Origin of the sequence: Desulfosarcina variabilis str. Montpellier, assembly GCF_048565275.1 — a bacterium.
GTDB lineage: Bacteria > Desulfobacterota > Desulfobacteria > Desulfobacterales > Desulfosarcinaceae > Desulfosarcina > Desulfosarcina variabilis.
In genome coordinates, this window is record NZ_CP159846.1 from 4,739,497 (window position 1) to 4,754,158 (window position 14,662).

Sequence of the window (14,662 nt, forward strand, 5' to 3'; positions counted from 1 at the left end):
AGTTGTATTGCCTGGATATTGAAAACGCCATTCTATCCGATGGACAATCGATTGCAACCATAGTTTTTTAAAATGGTGCTTGCGCTTGTCCGGATAACTTGTCTACAGTAAAAAAAGGACGTTAGAAAAACTCAACCTATTAAAATTCTCTGTATTAGAAAAAAAACTTTACCTATGAACTATTTTCTATATAAAATATGAAAAACATTTCATATTTTTGCTGTATGATTAGCCCATCACATCAGTCAATTCTTATAAATAGTTAATAAAAACAGTAGTGAAAAAAATGTAGTGTATTTGGAGCAATTTTTGCCTATTTTTTAAGCGTTACGCTATAATTGTCAAGAAGTCAGAAAATCATCTGTTTGAGTTGACCTTTTAAGCGATTGCGAAACGGGACACCAAACCAACGGTTGTCAATCTATCTATCATTGAAGGTCTCGCGGCTCGATTTGTGGAATTCCTTGTTTTTTTAATGCGCAAACGAGAACGCCCAAGTGCAAGCACCATGAGCATCACTGAAATCGATCATCACTGATTGGTCTTATTCTCTATCGGTAGCGCTTTTCTGTAAACGTCAACACTGAACCCGAACGCTCAACCAGCCTCTCCATCATCTCAAAGGAACCACCATTGAAACTACTTCCTGCAGGCCACTTGGAGTCAGCACTGCATAGCAGCGAAGAACAAATGGTTCAGCCATGCAATTTAGTAACTGTCTGAAAATCGAAAACTTCTGAGTCGATTGCGATGAATTCTCGGTAGTGACTCCACCCGCCCAATTTTTATGGTGGAGTAAAAGCTCCAAAACAAGAAGCGCATGGGCAGATCAATCCAGGCATTATGCGGATTGTAAACGAAAGGGGGAAGTATGAGCTCGATTTTAAAAAGAAAGTTCTACTTGTGGGTTTTTGTATCGACCGTCTTGTTATCAATCCTTGGTTTTGCAGGCACTACAGTCGCTGACGAGACGGTTGACAACAGCGACACGGCCAGCACGTCGTCCACCGGCAGTTGGCAGGTATCCAGCGGTACAACACCGTTTGACCCATCTGACCCGTCAGCCAATTCATTATGGGCCAGAGGTGGCGATGACACCTTTACCTGGTCTTTCAGCCCCACCCAGACCGGAACCTACGAGGTTTGGGAATGGCATTCCGGGTGGAGTTCAAGAACCACGGCGGCGCCGCACCAGATAAGATACGCGGGCGGCACGGCCAACGTTTCGGTCAATCAGCGTGTCAATGCAGGGCAATGGAACAGTTTGGGAACTTACCCGTTTGCAGAAGGCACGACGTACACGGTGAGGGTCACGTCCGTTGCCGACAGCTCGAGTACCTGTGCCGACGCGGTGCGCTGGACACTGGTGGGCGAGGACAACCTTCCTCCCACGGCAGTGATCGACAGTATCAGTCCCAACCCGGCTACCGAAGGACAGACCGTCGAATTCAATGGCAGTGGGAGCAGTGATATTGACGGCACAATCGTCGACTATCATTGGTCTTCGAGCATTGATGGTGATCTGGGCGACAGTGCGTCGTTTTCAAGTAGCGATCTGTCCACAGGGAGCCACACCATTGTCCTGGAAGTCCAGGATGATGACGGCGCGTGGTCGGATCCGGTTTCCCAGACATTGACCATCACCGTCATGTCCGACGACACGATTGCGGACAACAGCGACACGGCCAGCACGTCGTCCACCGGCAGTTGGCAGGTATCCAGCGGTACAACACCGTTTGACCCATCTGACCCGTCAGCCAATTCATTATGGGCCAGAGGTGGCGATGACACCTTTACCTGGTCTTTCAGCCCCACCCAGACCGGAACCTACGAGGTTTGGGAATGGCATTCCGGGTGGAGTTCAAGAACCACGGCGGCGCCGCACCAGATAAGATACGCGGGCGGCACGGCCAACGTTTCGGTCAATCAGCGTGTCAATGCAGGGCAATGGAACAGTTTGGGAACTTACCCGTTTGCAGAAGGCACGACGTACACGGTGAGGGTCACGTCCGTTGCCGACAGCTCGAGTACCTGTGCCGACGCGGTGCGCTGGACACTGGTGGGCGAGGACAACCTTCCTCCCACGGCAGTGATCGACAGTATCAGTCCCAACCCGGCTACCGAAGGACAGACCGTCGAATTCAATGGCAGTGGGAGCAGTGATATTGACGGCACAATCGTCGACTATCATTGGTCTTCGAGCATTGATGGTGATCTGGGCGACAGTGCGTCGTTTTCAAGTAGCGATCTGTCCACAGGGAGCCACACCATTGTCCTGGAAGTCCAGGATGATGACGGCGCGTGGTCGGATCCGGTTTCCCGGACATTGACCATCACCGTCATGTCCGACGACACGATTGTGGACAACAGCGACACGGCCAGCACGTCGTCCACCGGCAGTTGGCAGGTATCCAGCGGTACAACACCGTTTGACCCGTCTGACCCGTCAGCCAATTCATTATGGGCCAGAGGCGGCGATGACACCTTTACCTGGTCTTTCAGCCCCACCCAGACCGGAACCTACGAGGTTTGGGAATGGCATTCCGGGTGGAGTTCAAGAACCACGGCGGCGCCGCACCAGATAAGATACGCGGGCGGCACGGCCAACGTTTCGGTCAATCAGCGTGTCAATGCAGGGCAATGGAACAGTTTGGGAACTTACCCGTTTGCAGAAGGCACGACGTACACGGTGAGGGTCACGTCCGTTGCCGACAGCTCGAGTACCTGTGCCGACGCGGTGCGCTGGACACTGGTGGGCGAGGACAACCTTCCTCCCACGGCAGTGATCGACAGTATCAGTCCCAACCCGGCTACCGAAGGGCAACAGGTCACTTTTACCGGCCATGGCAATGATGTTGATGGTGAAATTACGGGGTATCGGTGGTCCTCCAGCATAGACGGTGTTTTGAATCACACCGCTTCATTTACCACCACCGCGTTATCCTCAGGGGGGCATACCATCTTTTTTGAGGTCTGCGACAATGAGGATGAGTGGTCGGCGGCTGTGACCACTCTGCTTACCGTAAACGATGTAACTGCAGTGGAGGAGCATATTTACTATTGCATTGGCTATGGCGTCATTCACAACCCCCTTGAGGAAGCGGAAGACTGGTTCGACACCAATGGCTTTCAAAAAGTAAATGGTTTGTGGCAGTATACCAATGGTTCGGGGAAGGCTTTTATTTTCCATATTATCCAAGACATCGAAGGCATGCGACAGGCTTTGATGACGGAAAATGCGCATGTTATCTATCGGGGGCATGCCAATTATGGAATGGGCGTTGTGTTTGTAACGGAAAGCGAACAGGCCAGCGAAGAGGTGACTGATATATACACCATTGACGATCCAAGAATTTTCAACATCAGCTCCCCCTGGTTCCATGTCAGCGTCCGAGGATTGATCACCAATCAGGCGTATCCGAACTGGTGGCCGATTTTTCAGGACGGGACCAGTGGGGTCATGAACTATGATTTTGGTGAGACCACAGGTACCCCACCGTATTATTACGATACGCCCGCCTACAACTACTACATCACCTACCAGATTCCTGGAGATCCGTCTGGAACGAACTATCTCATGGAATCAGTAAATTTTGGCGCTCTTGAGCGTTTCCCTGACTCGGGAACTCCTGCATGGTATGCGGCTGATGGCAGTGAACCTGACCCCGACAATCCTGACCACCTTCAATACTTCATCACCAACCCGGAGCCGCCTGACCCGGATGATCCCTATCCCAAAACGCATTTTGGTCGTAAAACGATTCTTTTTCGCAAAGCGTTGGAGATCCCGAAAGATGAGATGAAATACAGCCGTTTTTTCTATCAAAGTTGCAACTCCGGTAATTATTATCTGACTACCTTTAACCACGGTATTGTTTTTTATACTGTTAACAACTCTGGTAGCCACGGGTTTTGGACTTATGTAAGGAATTACATCGATGGTATGAGCGACCGGGTTATCTGGCAACGGATGCAAGCCCGAGAAGCGGTTTACGATTATTACAATTTCAACAAATTGCCGTCTCAACAATAGTTAAAACAAGGATTTGGAGGGCTAACAAAATGAAAACCCATCTAACCGTCATTCTTATGATGATCGTGCTGATTGCCTTGCAAATCAGTGTGGTTTATCCGGAAGAACCCGTGGTGCCCGATGTCGACCATACATTCAGCATGGAAAGAGAGCGGCGTATTGATCAATTGGAACGTCTTTCATCCCGAAATGTGATCAACGCCTTTGTCTCTCCGGAATTTTTCGATCAGGAAGATTATTTAGACAAGGCCATTTTTCGTGCATTTGACCATCGATCCCATGAAGCCATCGGGCTTGCACTGGGTTATGTTCAATCCACGCAAGTCGGAGAAGAAGGAGAAAGCGCACGTAAGCTTTACATTGCCAAAAGGATGTTCCAAATATTTCCGGAGGAAGTCGTCGATGATCTGATCAATATTTACAGCCGGTCCGGACCAAAAGTAAGATCCAATGTCATCTATGTAGTAGGACAAATGGCCGGAACGGATGAGATCAAGACACTGCTTGTCAATGCGCTGTCTGATATGGACTATTGCCAGGACGTAACCGACGAAACATTGGGCAAACCATTGCGTGTATGTGACATGGCATACAACCAATTAGTCATCAGATATAATGTTGAGAATGTGCTCCGTACGATTGGCTCCACGCATGCCTTGGATGTGAGGGACTATTACATTGCCCTGTTGAGACGCCAACTATAAAGGACTATTGGTAAAATCGACCATCTAACATCGTCTGGATTCAGCCCCTTTCCAGGCCGCTTCATCAAACCACCCGCTCAGCGGGTGGTTTTTTTGAACGATTTCAATAATGACAAAACGCCGCAGATTGGTAAATTACCAGACTTGTGAAAAAGTGCGTGTTGGCAGGCAATGCAAAAAGAAAAGGCAGGGCGCCGAAGCCGCTGTAACGAAAGGTGTAGATGGTTTGACATGCTTTGTCTTTCGATGCTAAGAAGTATTCTTTCTGAAATGAAGTCGATTAAGCCGCGAACAACGGCTAAAAAATAACGTTCGAGGATCTTTCGTATTTTGCTGGGGGAGTCGATGGGAATTGGCTGAGAGGGGGCTTGAAGCCCCGACCCCTATAACCTGATTCGGGTAATGCCGGCGTAGGGAAGTTCATCGCACGATTCTTATTTTTCGTTCCTGCCTTTCCCCGATTGCCGCATTTGGCGGGGTAACCATTGTTGACCATCGAGGGAATTACCAAACATTTTGACGCAAGCCCGGTGATAACGGACTTTTGCCTGACCGTTCCGGAAAACGGATGCGTGGCCCTGATCGGGCCGTCGGGCTGCGGGAAAAGCACCTTGTTCGATCTTATCATGGGCGTTGTGCCCATGGAAACCGGCAAGATCCGCTGGCGTGATCGGATTGTTCCCGACCTGAGTCAACTGGCAGCTTACATGCAGCAATCCGACCTGCTTCTGCCCTGGCTGGGACTGGTGGACAATGCCCGTCTGCCATCGGATATTGCCGGTGAATCCAAAGCTACGTCCATGCCTCGGGTCGAGGCATTGTTCGACCGTCTGGGGTTGGCCGGATTCGAAAATTACCTGCCGTCTATGGTATCCGGTGGCATGCGCCAGCGCTGCGCGCTGGCGCGTACGCTCATGTTCGGCCGGGATCTGGTGCTGCTTGACGAGCCTTTATCTGCATTGGACGCCATTACCCGCCGCAATCTACAGCAGATGTTGCGCCTGCTGCAAACCGAATTTGGCAAGACGATCCTGATGGTTACTCACGATATCGAGGAGGCACTGGTGCTGGCCGATGAACTGATCGTATTGACGCGTCCGCCCATGCGGGTGGCGGACCGCATAACCCTTTCCATGCCCCACCCGCGGCGACTGGAAGATCCCCCATTGGTGGTCATCAAACACCGGGTATTGAATATGTTGCAGGAGGGTCGGCAGGCGTGAAACAGACTTGGACCATACCGGCCGGGATCCTGTTGCTGGTTGCCGGTATCTGGGAAGTCAGCAGCCGCCTTTCGGATTTGCCCGACTTTATCCTACCGCCACCCAGCAGGATTGTGCAGGTGGCTGTCGGTCACGCCCCGCAGCTTTTGCCTCATGCCGGGATCACGCTGGTCGAGATTATGGCCGGCATCCTCCTGGCCCTGGCTCTGGCGGTGCCCCTGGCTGTGGCCATGTTCGCCAAGCCATCTCTGGAAAAGGCCCTGGCCCCGTTTCTGGTGGCCTCCCAGGCCATTCCGGTATTTGCCCTGGCGCCCCTGCTGGTGGTATGGCTGGGATACGGCCTGGCCAGCAAGATTTTCATGGCCGCAGTAATTATATTTTTTCCGATCACAGTCAGCCTGCTGGAGGGGTTTCGAAGTTGCGATAGCGCCTTTCGCGTACTGTTCCGCCTGATGGGGGCCGGCTTCTGGCAGACCCTGCGACGGCTCTACTGGCCCTGGGCCCTGCCGTACTTTTTTGCCGGATTGCGGGTGGGGGTGAGCGTGGCCACCATTGGTGCGGTGATTGGCGAATGGGTGGGCGCTCAGCAGGGACTGGGCTATTTGATGATCCAGTCCAACGCGCGTCTCAAAACCGACTGGGTGTTTGCCGCCATCTTGTGGCTGTCATTGATGGGCCTTTTCCTATGGCATGCCGTGGGATGGCTGGAGCGTCATTGCCTGGCCTGGAAAGATTCTCCCAACCCAACATCTCAAGGAGGAAATCATAGATGAAACGCATTTTGATGATCCTGATCCTGATTGCCGGTGTATCCTGGAGCGGGCCGGCCCTGGCCGAGGCACCCCTGACGCTCATGCTCGACTGGTTCCCTAATGTGGATCATATGCCGATCTATGTAGCCCAGGAACGCGGCTTTTTTTCTCAGGCGGGCGTAACCGTAAAAATTCTCAATCCATCGGATACGTCAGATGCCTTGAAACTGGCGGTGGCCGGCCGGGTCGATTTGGCCGTCTCTTATGAGCCGCAGACGCTGATGGCGGCCGGCCGGGGAATCGACGTGCGTGTTGTGGGACGTCTGATCGGGCATCCCTTGTGTACGTTGATGTATCTGAAAAAAAGTGGTTTTACCAAGCCCGCTGACCTGACCGGCCGCACCATCGGCTATACGGTTCCCGGTCTGATGGATGTGCTCATGGACGCATTTGCAAAAATTAACCATATCACTGACTATAAGCTGGTCAATGTGGGCTTTTCCATTGCCCCGGCGCTCAGTGCCGGGCGGGTCGATGCGGTCATGGGACCGTTTAAGACCTATGAGACGGTAACCATGGCCCACGAGGGAATCGACACCGGTTTTTTCGAACTGGAAACCTGGGGCATCCCGGATTACGATGAGTTGATTTTTATTTGCGGGCCAAAAACGCTGGCGAGCAAGAAAAATCAGGTGCAAGGCTTTGTGCAGGCCGTTGCCAAAGCAATCGATGTGATCGACGCCTCTCCCAATGCTGCCTTGACCGACTATTTCAAGGCCCTGCCCGATGCAGACAAGAAGGTTGAAACCGCTGCTTTTGAGCTGACCCGTCCCTACTACGCCAAGCATCAACAATGCGATCGTAAGGCATGGCAGGCATTTGCCGATTTTGCCTTACAATACGGTCTTATCGAAAAAAAGGTGGATGTGGCCACCTTGTTGCCGGATTTGATGAAGGGCGAATAAATAGGTCGCGCCTCAAACGGGGCACTGCCTTTTTTTGCCTGATTTTTTACTTTCGGGAATGGCCGGGGCGATCATCGATCCTGGCCGTCTTGACAAATTTCCAGGCGCAAAGGCGTTTTTCCAGATAGTTGACGATTTCATAGAGACAGACCCCCAGCAGACTCATACCGATGATGCCGACAAACATCAGATTATTGTCAAATCGGCCCCATGAATCCATGATAAAAAATCCCAGGCCCTTAGCCGTGGCAACGGATTCAACGAAAAAGAGCACCGCAATGCCGGTCCCGGTTCCGATGCGAAGCGATGTAAAGGCCTGGGGCAGGGCCGCTGGAATGACCACGTGTTGAAGGGTTTGGACAACTGTTCCACCCAGTGATTTAAAGGAGTCGATATACTCCCGGTCCAGGCCCAGAACGCTGTCTCTGGTGGTGACCAGGATTTGGTAGCCAATAATTAGGGCGATCATAAAAATTTTCGAAAAATCTCCCAGCCCGAAAATGACCAGAAAGATCGGCAGGAACACGATCTTCGGGATGGGATAGGTCAGAAAAACAAAAGGAGAGAGCAGGGTATCGGTTTTGCGGCTGAATCCAAGCATCAGGCCTGCTGGAAAGGCGATGATCCAGGAAAGCGCCATGGCACAGGTAACCCGGTAGCCGCTAACCAGAAAATGACTCCAGAAATCCGCTGTTGTTATCGCTGTGGCAAAAGCCATCAGGGCCGCTTCCGGCGGAGGAAGCATCGTGGAGGACAGGGCCAAGGACAGGGCCTTCCAGACGAGGAGCAATAAGAGGCAGGTAGAAAGATAACGGTAAAAAACCATTGGGGTCTGTTTATCCTTCCATGATCCGGCGGATGGAGCGGACCATCTCGAAATATTGATCTTCCATGCGCAAGGCCTGACTGCCGAATCCTTCATTGGTGATGACCTTGCGAATTCGGGTGGGTCGATCACTCAAGATCATGATGGTGCGGCCCAGAAACACGGCCTCTTCCACACTGTGCGTGACGATCACATACGTCAATCGCCGCTTTTGCCACATGGCCAAAAGGGTGTTCTGAAGGTGTTCGCGAGTCATGGCATCCAGCGCCGAAAACGGCTCATCCATCAGCAGTATGTCCGGGTCGGTGGCAAGCGCCCTGGCGATGGCCACCCGTTGTTGCTGGCCACCGCTGATCTGAACCGGATACCTGGACGCCAACGTTCCGATCCCCAACTCTTCCAACAGGCTGGCCGTGACGCTTGCGACCACAGTTTTGGGCGCTTTGCGGATTTTCAGTGCCAGGGCGACGTTTTCCGAAACCGTCTTCCAGGGAAACAGCCCGAAATTCTGGAGAATGATTGATGTTGTGCAGCTTGCCCGATCGCCCTGCGTGGATCCGATCGCGATGCTTCCCGACGTTGGCTGAGAAAGATCGGCCAGCATATAAAGCAGGGTGGTTTTGCCGCACCCCGACGGCCCGATGATGGACAGGGTCTCTCCGGCAGACAGTGAAAAGGAAATGTCCTCCAGGACAGGTCCGCTGTTTTCATCAAATGCTTTGCACAGGCCTTTTGCGTGTATCATCTTATCGGCACACCACCTGCCCGTAAGGAATTTTTTCCTTAAGCAGGCCGTTTTGTACGAGCCAGTCTTGTGTGGCCATGATATCTTTTTCTGCCGGGGGGCCGGTTTCAGGGAAAACCGGAACCTTGTACAGATCTTTTACCGGCATGGGAAAACGGGTCCGCGCTATCATCATTTGTTTATAAGATTCGGGGTCTTCGTTGATTTTGGCAACGGCTGCTGCATAGGCGTTTAAAAAGCGTTCCGGCAAACGCGGCTTATCGGCCGTGCGGGTCATATCCATGGCCAGAACGGTGAGACAGACGTCCAGTTGCCGGTCATCTTTGATGACCTGAGCCCCTTTGGATTCGGCCAGGGTCAAAAGCGGTTCGGGGAGAAGGGCCGCTGAGATTTGACTGGAAAGGAGCATCTGCAGCCGGATGGGCATTTTCTTAATTTCCTGTTTGGTCATATAATCACTTGGAAGATTAAGGGATCGAAGCAGGGTATCCAGTACATATTCGATGATGGTGGCTCGCGAAATGGCGATATCCTTGCCCTTGAGCTGCTCGATACGGTTGATCTCTGACCCGGGAGCAGCAGCGATTCCAAACATGCGATGACCCGGATGGGTGTGAAATGCGGTGGTCAAGATCTTTACCGGTTGACCGGATTGAATCAGGAGCAGGGTGTTGAGGATGTCGCCGAAATACCCGTCGAGTTTTCCTGCCTGCAGGGCGGCGTCACGCTCTAGAGCGCTTTGAAAGGAGACGAGCTCAAGATCGATGCCCTGATCCGAAAAGGTTCCAGCGTTTTGTCCGACCAGCAGCGGCAGCGTATCGACAACCGGCAGAACCCCGAAGCGCAGCAGATCCTTGCCGAAACTCGGGTGGGGAACGAAAAAAAGCAGGATGATCAGGTACAGGGCATGGCGCGGCCATGTTTGCATGAGGCGCTTCTTAAGCTGTTCCATTTTATTTTTCCTTTTGTAATCGATGGGGCGATGGTGACACCACCATTTTTAATATGATAAACTAATTTTTATTCCAGAACGCTTGTAAGTAGGAAAAAAGGGCTTTTAAGTCAAGATTGTGTCGACACCAGAAAAAGGAGTGCGTGGCTTAAATGATTGGTGCAATCGCAGGAGATATGATCGGATCACCCTATGAAGCGCATCCAAAAAAAAATACAGACATTCCCATGCGGGTGGAAAGGTTCACCGACGACACGGTGCTGACCGTTGCCGTGGCCCATGCCATCCTCACCGGTGAGGACTATGCCGAATGCCTGAAGCGGTTTGCCCAACGTCATCCCGGTGCCGGCTACGGTGGAACGTTTCTGCATTGGATGTGGTTGCCGCAAACCAGACCCTACAACAGCTGGGGCAATGGGTCGGCCATGCGGGTTTCGCCCGTGGGGTTCGCCTTTGATACCGAGGAAACCGTATTGGCGGAAGCCAGGCGCTCAGCCGAAGTAACCCACAATCATCCCGAGGGGATCAAGGGCGCCCAGGCAACGGCGCTGGCCATTTGGCTGGCCAGGCATGCGGCCGACAAAAAGACGATTCGCTCAGAGATCAAGGCGCGTTTCGGCTACGATCTGGATCGCAGACTATCGGACATCCGGCCTGCTTACGGGTTCGACATCTCCTGCCAGGGATCCGTGCCCGAATCCATGATTGCCTTTCTCGAATCCCACGATTACGAATCGACAGTCAGAAATGCCATCTCCCTGGGTGGTGACGCCGATACCATGGCCTGCATTGCCGGTGGTATTGCCCAGGCCTTTTACCGGGTGGTCCCTGCTGATATTGTATCCACGGTCCGGCAACAGTTGCCCGAAGATCTATTGGCCGTGGTTGATCGTTTTGAACAGGAATTTAAGTGTCCGTTTTGAAAATTAAATTAATCGAAAAGATTTTATCTTGAATGATTACACTTGAGGAGAGATAACAATCATAGGGAAAATGAAGGGAGGAATAAATTGCTAAACAAGGATGAACTGCTCGAGCAGATGAAAAAAAAATTTGATGATTTGAACTACCGATGGAACATTGAGCGCAACAAACTGGAAGCCAAGGCCCAGCACGAGAGTGCCGACGTATTGAAAAAATTCGAGGAAAAACGCGGGGCGTTGCGTCAATACCAACAACAAATGGCAGATAAGCTCAAGGAACTGGACAATGCCGGAGAAAATGCCTTGGATGACTTGAAAGGCGGCATCGAAGATGCTTGGAAATCGCTTTCCACGGCCTTTGACAAGGCAACGTCACATTTTAAAAAGAAGTAAACAACTCATGTTTATGCAGACCCTTCGGGTAAATATTTTCGATATGGCGATGGCCATTGCCAAGGTTGTCGACATGATCAATACCGCCATCGGCAGGCACCACTTGCAGGTTGCATATTTGGCATATCAGTTGGCAGATGCCCTGGCGCTTTCGGATAATGAAAAATTCGAAATCTTTATTGCCGGCTTGTTGCATGATATCGGCGCCTTTTCCCTTCAGGAACGGCTTGACCTGCTCGAATTCGAGGACACCCAACCCGGTGAACATGCCATTGCCGGAAGTCTGATTATCAAAACGTTCAAGCCCTTTGAGTCCATTGCCAAACTGATCCGCTATCATCACCTGCCCTGGCGGCATGCACGAGGTGCTTTTCAGGATCATGCTCCGGTGCCTGTCGGTAGCCATATCATTCATCTGGCGGATCGCGTGGCCGTTAAAGTTTCGGCCGATGAACCGGTACTGGCCATGGTCAGCGGCATTTGCGAATCAATTGCCAAACGAAGCGGGGAGATTTTTGCTCCCGAGCACGTTGATGCCCTGCTGGCAATGAGAGACCGGGAGTATATTTGGCTGGATGCAGCATCGAATGACATTGAAAACATTTTAAAAAGAACCGTCAATTACCCCAGCAGGGAATTTTCAATACAGCAACTGGTTGAATTTTCAAAATTAATCTGCAGCCTTATCGATTTTAAAAGTGAGTTTACCGCAACGCATTCCAGCGGGGTGGCCGCCGTGGCCGTTGAACTGGCCAGGATCACTGGCTTTTCAAGAAATGAACGCCGGCTGATTGAAATGGCCGGTTACCTTCACGACCTTGGCAAACTCGCCATCCCATCGGAAATTATCGAGAAACCGGGCCAGCTGACCCAACATGAACGCTTTGTGATGCGTGCCCATGTTTACCATACCTACCAAGCCCTCGAACCATTCCAGGTGTTGCGCCTAGTCAGTCAATGGGGTTCACTCCACCAGGAGCGGCTCAACGGCACAGGGTATCCGTTCGGACTCGATGCCGATGACCTGCCCCTGGGCGCTAGAATCATGGCTGTTGCCGATGTATTCACGGCGCTAACGGAGGATCGGCCGTATCGCAAAGGAATGGATGCCAAAAACACCAAGGCCGTTTTAAAGACAATGGCTGATCAAGAGGATTTGGATCCCCGCCTGATTGACAGGGTGTTCAGGCACTATGACATGCTGAACACGATTCGCAAAAATGCTCAAAAAGAAGCAATGGATGCGTACGTTGCCTTTCAAAATGATCTCGAGCGCAGCCTGAAGAATGGTTCCATGCAAGTGTGAATAAAACGCCGCGCGCTCAGATGGATGATCCGCGCGGCGTTTTATTTTTTTTCAAAGTTTATCAGGTGGAGAATGTGGATGATATTGCCGTTGTCCGTTCAGGCTTCAACGATCCACTCTTTCCTTTAGTTCTTTGCCAGCCTTGAAAAAAGGAAGCTTTTTGGAGGGTATTTTTACTTTTTTTCCGGTTTGGGGGTTGGAGCCGGTATAGGCTCCATATTTTTTCACAAAGAACGAGCAAAATCCCCGTATTTCAACGCGATTTCCTCTTATCAGACTGTCGGACAGTTCATTGAAAAAAAGGTTCACCACCTGTTCAGCCTCTTGTTTGGAAAGACCATTGGAATTCCTTAGCGTCTGGACAAGTTGATGCTTGTTCATTCGATATATTCTCCTAAAAATAACGCCGTTTCTATTTTTTAAAAAAACGACGCAGGCCATGGGATTTTGATTTTTTTACTGTTGAGAGCAGGACGTCGCACTGCAGCCGGATCATGGCAATGACCGCGTAGGGCTCAAGCAACGCCACCAAACAGCCGTTGTCGGTCAATCGCAGGTAAAGACGAAGGTCTGTGAACGTAACATCGGCTTCACGGAACCCACTGAACTGCTCGATCAGACCGATCCAGGCAAAATCTTCGGGTGGCCGAGAAACCGGGGTACTGAAGCGTGAACAGGCAACCGATCCATCAGGGTTGATGAACAGTGCACCATTGACATGCTCGATTTGTAAAATTGCGTTTAGTATTTTTTGCATTCAATTATCACTGACACATACAGATGAAAAATAATGATCCACTCAGATACCTTCGATCAATGCCAGCACTTTATCTTTGGGATATCGGGGATCAATTCGCAAAGCGATCGGCGGGTTGATCGGAATTACAATAATGTCATCGGCAAGTCCTGTACCAATGGAAACCGATTTCAGCGAACCGGTTTGAAAATAATCTTTGAACATCGACAATTGTGACAGCAACGGTTGCCACTCAGGTTCCACTTGGATCTGTCTTAGATGTGGAACCAACGCTTGGTTTTGTTCTATCCTTTGAAGCAGCGCCTGGGGAACAGCAGGATCATTGGCAACAGCGGCTTCGGGCTCGACTGAAAGGGCTGATGCGGTAACCGGTGGGTTGTCATTCGCGTCATTGGCTTCGTCTTTTATTCGTGCGGCATCCAACAGCAATGCGCTGACCGATTTTTGAATTCTGGCGGTCTTGACCGGGCATTTGTTCTGGATGACCAATGACGTCGTGTCCCAAGCGGCGATTTGGCGTGCTGCCTCTTCTCCCTGTAATTGTGCCATCCTCGCGTCAAGCAATTGGCCTTTGGAGAAAAAGAGAACGCCTTGTTTGCCGCTTTGATTTTCAAGGACGCGGATGGTACACGTTTTGGCCTCGAGTTCGACCAGTTGTAAAAACATGGACGGCGCAGTGTTGTGCAGAATACCCCCGTCGGTGTAATTTTTGAGAATTTGGGTAACATGATCACAGAGCGTTTCTACCTTAAACGGTTTGGATAGAACCACCAGAGAACCTTCTTTGAAGCGACGCTGTTCTTTTTCAGGGATTGGATTCCCGGTAATGACAAGCACCGGGATATCTGGATAGTGTGCCATCAGCTGGGTAATCAGCTCAAATCCATCCATGACAGGCATCATCAGGTCGGTGATGACCAAGCTGGCATCGTTAATCTGGATTTGCTCAAGTGCCTTACGACCATTTTCTGCCGTGCTCACCTGCATGTCGGGAAAATGTTTTAAGATCCCCTTGGACAAAAGGGTTCGCGTCTGTCGATCGTCATCTACAATCAGAATCGTGTCCGGCATGTTGATACACCT

14 protein-coding genes and 1 riboswitch are annotated in these 14,662 nt (G+C 51.2%); of the genes, 8 read left to right on the top strand and 6 right to left on the bottom strand.

The window, feature by feature from the left end; genetic code table 11:
- Positions 1-871 precede the first annotated feature (871 nt).
- From Dvar_RS21410 to Dvar_RS21430, 5 genes are all read left to right on the top strand, one after another.
- Positions 872-4,033 carry a PKD domain-containing protein gene (locus tag Dvar_RS21410; RefSeq protein ID WP_419663986.1) on the top strand — a complete coding sequence of 1,054 codons (3,162 nt, stop codon included), beginning with the start codon at positions 872-874 and terminating at the stop codon, positions 4,031-4,033.
- Between the two features lie 29 nt (positions 4,034-4,062).
- Positions 4,063-4,737, top strand: coding sequence for a hypothetical protein (locus Dvar_RS21415; RefSeq protein ID WP_419663987.1), 675 nt, complete (start codon positions 4,063-4,065; stop codon positions 4,735-4,737).
- Between the two features lie 325 nt (positions 4,738-5,062).
- A riboswitch (TPP riboswitch) is annotated at positions 5,063-5,171 on the top strand.
- A 51-nt stretch (positions 5,172-5,222) separates the two neighbouring features.
- Positions 5,223-5,960, top strand: a complete 738-nt coding sequence (locus Dvar_RS21420; RefSeq protein WP_419663988.1) for an ABC transporter ATP-binding protein — start codon at positions 5,223-5,225, stop codon at positions 5,958-5,960.
- Positions 5,957-6,733 carry an ABC transporter permease gene (locus Dvar_RS21425; protein WP_419663989.1) on the top strand — a complete coding sequence of 259 codons (777 nt, stop codon included), beginning with the start codon at positions 5,957-5,959 and terminating at the stop codon, positions 6,731-6,733. Before Dvar_RS21420 ends, Dvar_RS21425 begins: the two co-directional genes overlap by 4 nt.
- Positions 6,730-7,677, top strand: coding sequence for an ABC transporter substrate-binding protein (locus Dvar_RS21430; RefSeq protein WP_419663990.1), 948 nt, complete (start codon positions 6,730-6,732; stop codon positions 7,675-7,677). The genes Dvar_RS21425 and Dvar_RS21430 overlap by 4 nt, the downstream gene beginning before the upstream one ends.
- Before the next feature lie 46 nt (positions 7,678-7,723).
- Here Dvar_RS21430 and Dvar_RS21435 read toward each other — a convergent pair whose 3' ends face one another.
- From Dvar_RS21435 to Dvar_RS21445, 3 genes are read right to left on the bottom strand one after another with little or no spacing between them, the layout of a single operon-like run.
- Positions 7,724-8,503: an ABC transporter permease gene (locus Dvar_RS21435; protein ID WP_419663991.1), complete on the bottom strand. Its 780-nt coding sequence runs from the start codon at positions 8,501-8,503 to the stop codon at positions 7,724-7,726.
- Between the two features lie 10 nt (positions 8,504-8,513).
- Positions 8,514-9,248 carry an ABC transporter ATP-binding protein gene (locus tag Dvar_RS21440; RefSeq protein WP_419663992.1) on the bottom strand — a complete coding sequence of 245 codons (735 nt, stop codon included), beginning with the start codon at positions 9,246-9,248 and terminating at the stop codon, positions 8,514-8,516.
- A gap of 1 nt (position 9,249) precedes the next feature.
- Entirely contained in the window at positions 9,250-10,200 is a 951-nt protein-coding gene (locus tag Dvar_RS21445; protein WP_419663993.1) for an ABC transporter substrate-binding protein, read from the bottom strand.
- 152 nt (positions 10,201-10,352) lie between these two features.
- On the opposite strand from Dvar_RS21445, the gene Dvar_RS21450 reads away from it, so the two are divergent.
- From Dvar_RS21450 to Dvar_RS21460, 3 genes are all read left to right on the top strand, one after another.
- Positions 10,353-11,123: an ADP-ribosylglycohydrolase family protein gene (locus Dvar_RS21450; protein ID WP_419663994.1), complete on the top strand. Its 771-nt coding sequence runs from the start codon at positions 10,353-10,355 to the stop codon at positions 11,121-11,123.
- An 87-nt stretch (positions 11,124-11,210) separates the two neighbouring features.
- On the top strand, positions 11,211-11,516 hold the full coding sequence (locus Dvar_RS21455; RefSeq protein WP_419663995.1) for a hypothetical protein: 306 nt from the start codon (positions 11,211-11,213) through the stop codon (positions 11,514-11,516).
- A gap of 7 nt (positions 11,517-11,523) precedes the next feature.
- Positions 11,524-12,822, top strand: a complete 1,299-nt coding sequence (locus tag Dvar_RS21460; protein WP_419663996.1) for an HD-GYP domain-containing protein — start codon at positions 11,524-11,526, stop codon at positions 12,820-12,822.
- A gap of 105 nt (positions 12,823-12,927) precedes the next feature.
- Here the strand turns inward: Dvar_RS21460 and Dvar_RS21465 are convergent, their stop codons facing one another.
- The 3 genes from Dvar_RS21465 to Dvar_RS21475 are packed head-to-tail and all read right to left on the bottom strand — an operon-like array spanning position 12,928 to position 14,650.
- The gene (locus Dvar_RS21465) at positions 12,928-13,203 is read right to left on the bottom strand and encodes an HU family DNA-binding protein (RefSeq protein ID WP_419663997.1); all 276 of its coding nucleotides are present in this window, start codon (positions 13,201-13,203) and stop codon (positions 12,928-12,930) included.
- A gap of 31 nt (positions 13,204-13,234) precedes the next feature.
- Complete coding sequence (locus tag Dvar_RS21470; RefSeq protein ID WP_419663998.1) at positions 13,235-13,579, bottom strand: hypothetical protein; 345 nt, start codon at positions 13,577-13,579, stop codon at positions 13,235-13,237.
- Positions 13,580-13,621: 42 nt separating this feature from the next.
- The gene (locus Dvar_RS21475) at positions 13,622-14,650 is read right to left on the bottom strand and encodes a response regulator (RefSeq protein ID WP_419663999.1); all 1,029 of its coding nucleotides are present in this window, start codon (positions 14,648-14,650) and stop codon (positions 13,622-13,624) included.
- Positions 14,651-14,662 lie beyond the last annotated feature (12 nt).

What these genes read in the sequence shown, in the direction of transcription:
- Dvar_RS21475 (WP_419663999.1), bottom strand. Translation starts at nt 14,650, where the DNA reads ATGCCGGACACGATTCTGATTGTAGATGACGATCGACAGACGCGAACC.
- Dvar_RS21435 (WP_419663991.1), bottom strand. Translation starts at nt 8,503, where the DNA reads ATGGTTTTTTACCGTTATCTTTCTACCTGCCTCTTATTGCTCCTCGTC.
- Dvar_RS21410 (WP_419663986.1), top strand. Translation starts at nt 872, where the DNA reads ATGAGCTCGATTTTAAAAAGAAAGTTCTACTTGTGGGTTTTTGTATCG.
- Dvar_RS21440 (WP_419663992.1), bottom strand. Translation starts at nt 9,248, where the DNA reads ATGATACACGCAAAAGGCCTGTGCAAAGCATTTGATGAAAACAGCGGA.
- Dvar_RS21415 (WP_419663987.1), top strand. Translation starts at nt 4,063, where the DNA reads ATGAAAACCCATCTAACCGTCATTCTTATGATGATCGTGCTGATTGCC.
- Dvar_RS21430 (WP_419663990.1), top strand. Translation starts at nt 6,730, where the DNA reads ATGAAACGCATTTTGATGATCCTGATCCTGATTGCCGGTGTATCCTGG.
- Dvar_RS21445 (WP_419663993.1), bottom strand. Translation starts at nt 10,200, where the DNA reads ATGGAACAGCTTAAGAAGCGCCTCATGCAAACATGGCCGCGCCATGCC.
- Dvar_RS21465 (WP_419663997.1), bottom strand. Translation starts at nt 13,203, where the DNA reads ATGAACAAGCATCAACTTGTCCAGACGCTAAGGAATTCCAATGGTCTT.
- Dvar_RS21470 (WP_419663998.1), bottom strand. Translation starts at nt 13,579, where the DNA reads ATGCAAAAAATACTAAACGCAATTTTACAAATCGAGCATGTCAATGGT.
- Dvar_RS21450 (WP_419663994.1), top strand. Translation starts at nt 10,353, where the DNA reads ATGATTGGTGCAATCGCAGGAGATATGATCGGATCACCCTATGAAGCG.
- Dvar_RS21460 (WP_419663996.1), top strand. Translation starts at nt 11,524, where the DNA reads ATGTTTATGCAGACCCTTCGGGTAAATATTTTCGATATGGCGATGGCC.